Here is a 5,617-nt window from a genome sequence, read left to right on the forward strand (position 1 = left end):
CCCACTTTCTGCAAGACTTCAAACTTTAGGGCAGCAAGGTCGGAAACCGCCGCCCGTACCTCCCCGGCAAGCTGCGGATAGGGACTGTGCCACTCGTTCAGCGTCCGGGCTATCTGGTTTAAGTTGCCGCCGATCCTCCCGTATTCGGCGGTCAGCTTCCCGACAGCGGCAAGCAGCTCGTCATTGATGGGGGAAACGGTTATGATGGGGCGTATGGCTGCCCCGGTTATGGCTTGCCGGATAAACTCGGCTTGGCTCATGTGGTAAGCAGAAAGCCGCTGGGCAAACTCGGCGTATTCTTCCTCGGTCATGCGTGTTTTGACTACCCGGCTGCGGTGCGGCGTGTTGTATCGTTTCATAGGTGGTTGACCTCCTTTCTGTGCGTGGTGTCCTCTCACTAATAGGAGAAAAACAGGGTGTGAAGCGGAACTGTTTTTGAAAAATCCGAAAAATATTTTGAGGGGTTTTTCAGCGGCGCAAGCCGCATAAGCAGGGTTTGGGGAAGGCACTCCCCAACAAGATTCCCGCAGGGGCAAAATGAGCGATAAGCGAATTTTGGCACCTCGGTAGAATCTTGCTCTAAGAAACTGCCGGCCTGCCGTTCACTTGCTACTGCCACTTTTTCAGAAAATCTATAACCAGCTTTTTTTATAAAAGGCTGCGGGCTGGCGTTTTTCCCTTACTCCCTACAAACCACAAAAGAGCAGAATGGACGGACTTTCCGGCAAGAACTTTTCCGGCGGCTCGGTCTTTCCCGACAATAAGGCGTTTCGGAAGCTGCGTTTTGCCCGCTGTCTGAAAAAAATGGCAGCCTTTTTTGGTTTCACTGTCTAATACGGAACTTTTGGAAATTTGCCAAAAATGGACGCAAAAAAAGCAGCAAATCTTTTTCGGATTTACTGCTTCATGTGCCGCTGCGGTGCGGCGGGATGGATATTCAGTTGAAATAAAAGAGGATGGTGGTACTTTAGTCTATCGACTCTTTACTAACTATTAGGTAATCTTGAAAGATTTTCCTTGAATTTATCTAAAGAATGTTCATTGTTTCCCGCAAAAATAAGTGGAATTGTATATTCATATGATATGCCATTTTCATAGTCCGATAATTGTATTTTTATAGTATCATCCCTCTCATCTTTAGGTGCTATATATATGAATGAATTTTTATTTATATCAGATATTTTCCCTTTTTCAGAAGAAACAGTATAACCCCAGTCTGTTAAATTTGTCTTTATTGTAACTTCTGTTTCTGTTTCTTTTCTAGTCTGCAATGCTGTTTTATCGATTTGGATATCAAAAGGAGTCGAACCTAACAATTCACTGTTTATATTTACAAGTTCTTCTCCATTTGTTTTAGAAATATTAGATTCATCTTCATAATTTTGTTGAGATTCATCTTTTGGTGTTTCTCTGTTACATCCTAATAAAAAGCATAAAATAATTAGTACTAATACAGAAAGTTGTTTTTTTTGCATTTATTTCTCCTTTCATATTATCAAAGAAAGCACAGAGAGTACTTTCAAGAAATTATGAAATATTCTCAATGCTTTCTATTTTTTGATTATAAACTTGCCGGTAATGATACTATGTTAATTTATCTCTTTCGCGTAACCTTTGTTGCAATATACACATGCACCATTCACCCATTTGTGAGACATTTCAATCGTCTCAACTTCATAAATGCTTACTTCTCCACAAATTAAACATTGTTTGTAATTATATACATGACGTGTCGCACATTTATCCCAGTCATCATATATACCAGGCATTTCATCTTCATATCCCATAGTACTGGGGAGAACCCCAACTATGAGTATGAGCGGCAAATACAGTCATTGGAGCAGCTACAATTCCAGCTACTACTGAAAGTGCTAAAATAGATTTTCTTAAATTCATAAGTTCCTCCCTTTCCTTAAAAATACATAGCTCTTTGTTACATTGTCATTTTAACATAATAATTGGTAAAATGCAATAATTTATTTTCTATTTACGAGAAAATACTGTGCATATTATCTTATTTAGGAATAGTTAAGGCGGCTACCTAAATCTTTTTATTACTTTACCGCACATGAGCATTTGCGCCGGGGTTATCGTTGCCGTAGCCCTCAAGCAGATTGATTGCACCCCAGATGCCAAGACCTGCGCCCAGAGCGATAACGAGAGTCTGAAGAACGGTTACTGCGCTATTGAAAAATGCCATAATATTTTCCTCCTAAAATTTGAAATTGTTTTGAGAATAGAAAAAGCCCTCCGTACTACCGGCATCAAAACCGGACGGAAGGCTTAGTTTACGAGAATCTTTTCAAGGAACTCCTCGACGGTTATCACGCCAAGTTTCTGTTCCATTCTGCTTCTTGCATATTCAGTTTCACAATCATATATATCACCACCACCTTTCATAAGAAACAGCCAATACATTGACTGCAACAAATCTTCACGAGAAGCACAGATTGTCGGTGAAAAAACGACAGGTGAAACCTTCAGAACCTCTGCGAGTTTCGCTGTGGTTTCTGCATTAGGGGTTCGAGCGTTTTTCTCATACTGAGCAATACGGACATCCGCTGTTTTCTCGGAATACCCCATCAGGAGTCCAAGCTCTTTCTGGGTAAGGCGGCGAAATCGTCTAACGAACTTCAATCGCTGCCCAATAGAGGTATCCGTGATCCACCAAGTCATTTTTTTTACACCTCGCTTTCTGCAAATTCTCGATATACAACCTCATTTTTTGCTCTGCGCTTGCCTACGGCTTCACTGGGAGCAAGGTCAGGGTAGGTTGCCTGCACTTTCTGTCTGCTTCTGCGGACAGTTTCAAACCCCGGAAAGCTGCGTCTATCCAGTTCCTTCAAAAACACAGGAACCGTCATGGCATGAATGTCGATGCCACGCAGACCGGAATAGTGTTCCAGTACCATCAGGTACAAATGATTGTCGGTATTTCTTGCCTTGTGGTCGTGTTCCAAGATGTTCTTAACCAGGGCAGATACCGTTTTCAGATTTTCCAAACAGAAACCTCCTTAATCCGCATCGACTACCACAAACTCATCACCTGCCTTGAGCTTCAACCTTCGACTCAGAAACTGCTCAATGTTGAACTCATTTCTCTTATCAAAGTCTGATGTGTACTTATAATTGGGGTGCTGCGTCAGATCGTACTTGTCAGAAAGAAACGGTCTGACACCACGCAACTGCAAAATACACTTGCTGCCATCCAGAACCGCAAGCTCATCTACGCTCGCAAGGTCTTTGCCTAACTTCTGATAATTCAAGCCGTAAGACGGGCTGTTACCTCTGGTGTTGGAGGTGTTGTAGGTGTCGATAGTTTCTTTTCCCAATGCCTGATTCAGTTCTTTGAGCGTGGTTGGCTCAGAACCACCCAGGAAAATTCGGGAATCCATGTTGCCGATGATGGTATCGGCATTGTCTTTATAAATGGCTTTCAGCTGTGATTGTGCCTGGAGAACAAGGCAAGCCGATATTTCACGGCTTCGGATTGTCGCTACCAGTTTTTCCAGATTGGGAATCTGACCGATGTTTGCCATCTCATCAATCAAGCAGCGCACATGAACCGGCAGTCTGCCGCCGTACACATCATCTGCTTTCTCGCACAACAAGTTGAACAGCTGTGTGTAAATCATGGAGATCAAAAAATTAAACGTCGCATCCGTATCTGACATAATCAGAAAGAGCGCCGTTTTCTTATCTCCGAGAGTATCCAACTGCAACTCGTCATAGGCAGTCACATCTCTGACCTCCTGAATATCAAAAGGAGCCAGACGAGCGCCGCAGGAAATCAAAATCGACTTAGCGGTCTTGCCAGAGACGAAAAGTCAAGGACTTTTTCATCAAATTCAAAAAGAAGTTACATTTTGCGGACTTCCTCACGGAGCAGACGCTTGATTTTGTCCTCCATCGTCTCTTTTGCGGTCTGGCTGAAATGCACACGGACGATATAGGTTGTCTTTCCGATCTGCTTTCTGACAGTCGGGCAAGTGGCGGTATTGGTTGCGGTATTGTTCATTCAAAATCCTCCTGTAAATGAAAAATGCCCGGTGACTGTTCATCATCGGGCGGTGTCGGTATGAGGGAACAAGGCAAGGCGGCAACATTAAGGTATCTATAAAAACCTTGCCGTCTTTGCCACGCTTGCCGTGTTCCTGTTGTCAGTCTCGGAGATAGCAGACCCATGCTGTGCCGTCTTTCTCGGTCACAAGCCTGTCCCCGATACGGCTCTTTGCCGTTCTCATGGTGCGTGAGGAAATCCCACGCTCATTGACTGCCTTTTCCAGCTCTGCGCTCGGCATACGCTTTCCGTTTGCAAGCAGTTCCAGAATGAGCATTTGCGCCTGTGCGGTCTTGCTCTCGGTCTTTGCGGTGTCTGTCCCGGCAAGAAGCTCGTCAGCGGTAATGTCATAAGCCCCTATCCACTCAAAGCCTTTCTCGTCTCCCAGAGAAAATGCAAGGGACTGTCCGGGCGGCGCAAGGGAGCTTTTCTCATGGATAAGCACCCTCGTCGTGGGACTGTCTTTCAGCTTGCCGATAAAGAGCAGACTGCGGACTGCCGCCGTGATGTCGATAGACCCTAATCCCCGATAGGTGCTTTGCGTTCCTGCGGCTTTGTTCAGGTGTCCGATCAGCACGATAGCGCACCCGGTAGCCTGTGCAATGTCTCCCAAACTGCGGAATATCGGGCGCACCTCGTTTGCTCTGTTCATGTCCACATCTGCGCCCAGAAACGCCTGTACCGGGTCAATGATAACAAGCCTTGCGTTGTTTTCCCGGATTGCCCTTGCTATGCGCTCATCGGCAAGGGTCAGCGGTGTGTCCCTATCGTCAATGACAAGCACTCGTTCAAGGTCTGCGTCAGCTTCCATCAGCCGGGGCTTAACGGTATCGCCCAAACCGTCCTCGGCGGTCTGATAGATGATGTTGAAAGGCTCAAGGGTCTCCATACCAGGTAAAGGCTTTCGGTTGGTGCAAGCCGCCGCAAGACGCATGGCAAAGTAGGTCTTGCCCTCGCCGGGGTTGCCCTGTATAATCGTCAGCTTTCCAAAGGGGATATAGGGAAACCATAGCCAATCCACGCTCGTCAGCTCCACATCTGCCATGCGGAGCATGGGAACAGGCTGGGCGGTGGGCAGCTCTCGCAGCGTGATTGTCTCGGCTATGAATTTGCGGCTGGGAATGTCCCCTTGCTGACGGAGAACATCGTTCCAGTCTTTCCTTGCCGGGACAAGGCGAATGACGGCGATCTCACCGGGAATGTCCTGTGCCAGTCGGGTACAGGCTTCGCTTCCTGCAGTGTCGCTGTCAAGGCAGAGGAACACTTTTCGGGTGTCCTGGCGTTCAGAAAGGAAACGGTCAAGGGCTTTGCCTGAAACGCCGCCCAGGGCAAGATAATTTCTTGTCTGCCAATCCTGCGGATAAAGGCAGATAAACGATAACAGGTCAATCGGTGCTTCAAAGACAAAGAGCTGGTTGCTGTTTCCCTCATAGCGGAACGGATAGGACTTGTCAGACCCGGTAATATCCTGTCTGAATGAGTCTGCCGTTCCTCGCACATGGGCGTATCTCGGCGTACCGCTTCGGTCTCTGCCGACAAACACAACATTGTGCCGCT

The 5,617-nt window shown here is 46.4% G+C and carries 7 protein-coding genes and 2 pseudogenes; all 9 read right to left on the minus strand.

All coding sequences use genetic code 11. From position 1 onward, the window contains the following. On the minus strand, window positions 1-359 hold a 359-nt coding region (locus I2C21_RS17170; RefSeq protein WP_195279875.1), incomplete at its 3' end, for a plasmid mobilization protein. Window positions 360-397: 38 nt separating this feature from the next. Next, window positions 398-619, minus strand: coding sequence for a hypothetical protein (locus I2C21_RS17175; protein ID WP_156327584.1), 222 nt, complete (start codon window positions 617-619; stop codon window positions 398-400). Between the two features lie 367 nt (window positions 620-986). Next, window positions 987-1,475: a hypothetical protein gene (locus I2C21_RS17180; RefSeq protein WP_002569239.1), complete on the minus strand. Its 489-nt coding sequence runs from the start codon at window positions 1,473-1,475 to the stop codon at window positions 987-989. Window positions 1,476-2,071: 596 nt separating this feature from the next. Next, window positions 2,072-2,200: pseudogene (locus I2C21_RS17185) on the minus strand (Maff2 family mobile element protein); the annotation flags it as partial. A gap of 83 nt (window positions 2,201-2,283) precedes the next feature. Then, window positions 2,284-2,676, minus strand: a complete 393-nt coding sequence (locus tag I2C21_RS17190) for a helix-turn-helix domain-containing protein (RefSeq protein ID WP_002304334.1) — start codon at window positions 2,674-2,676, stop codon at window positions 2,284-2,286. A gap of 5 nt (window positions 2,677-2,681) precedes the next feature. Beyond that, on the minus strand, window positions 2,682-3,002 hold the full coding sequence (locus I2C21_RS17195) for a hypothetical protein (RefSeq protein ID WP_002304332.1): 321 nt from the start codon (window positions 3,000-3,002) through the stop codon (window positions 2,682-2,684). Between the two features lie 12 nt (window positions 3,003-3,014). Beyond that, window positions 3,015-3,818 (minus strand): annotated as a pseudogene (locus I2C21_RS17200) (VirD4-like conjugal transfer protein, CD1115 family); the annotation flags it as partial. A 41-nt stretch (window positions 3,819-3,859) separates the two neighbouring features. After that, window positions 3,860-4,018, minus strand: coding sequence for a transposon-encoded TnpW family protein (locus I2C21_RS17205; protein ID WP_006428300.1), 159 nt, complete (start codon window positions 4,016-4,018; stop codon window positions 3,860-3,862). A gap of 142 nt (window positions 4,019-4,160) precedes the next feature. After that, on the minus strand, window positions 4,161-5,617 hold a 1,457-nt coding region (locus I2C21_RS17210), incomplete at its 5' end, for an AAA family ATPase (RefSeq protein ID WP_195279876.1).

Origin of the sequence: Clostridium sp. J1101437_171009_A5 (assembly GCF_015547905.1) — a bacterium.
GTDB classification, from domain to species: domain Bacteria; phylum Bacillota; class Clostridia; order Oscillospirales; family Oscillospiraceae; genus Pseudoflavonifractor_A; species Pseudoflavonifractor_A gallinarum.

Bases quoted from the DNA above. Each gene is read 5' to 3' on its own strand.
- I2C21_RS17180 (WP_002569239.1), bottom strand. From the start codon at position 1,475: ATGCAAAAAAAACAACTTTCTGTATTAGTACTAATTATTTTATGCTTT.
- I2C21_RS17190 (WP_002304334.1), bottom strand. From the start codon at position 2,676: ATGACTTGGTGGATCACGGATACCTCTATTGGGCAGCGATTGAAGTTC.
- I2C21_RS17205 (WP_006428300.1), bottom strand. From the start codon at position 4,018: ATGAACAATACCGCAACCAATACCGCCACTTGCCCGACTGTCAGAAAG.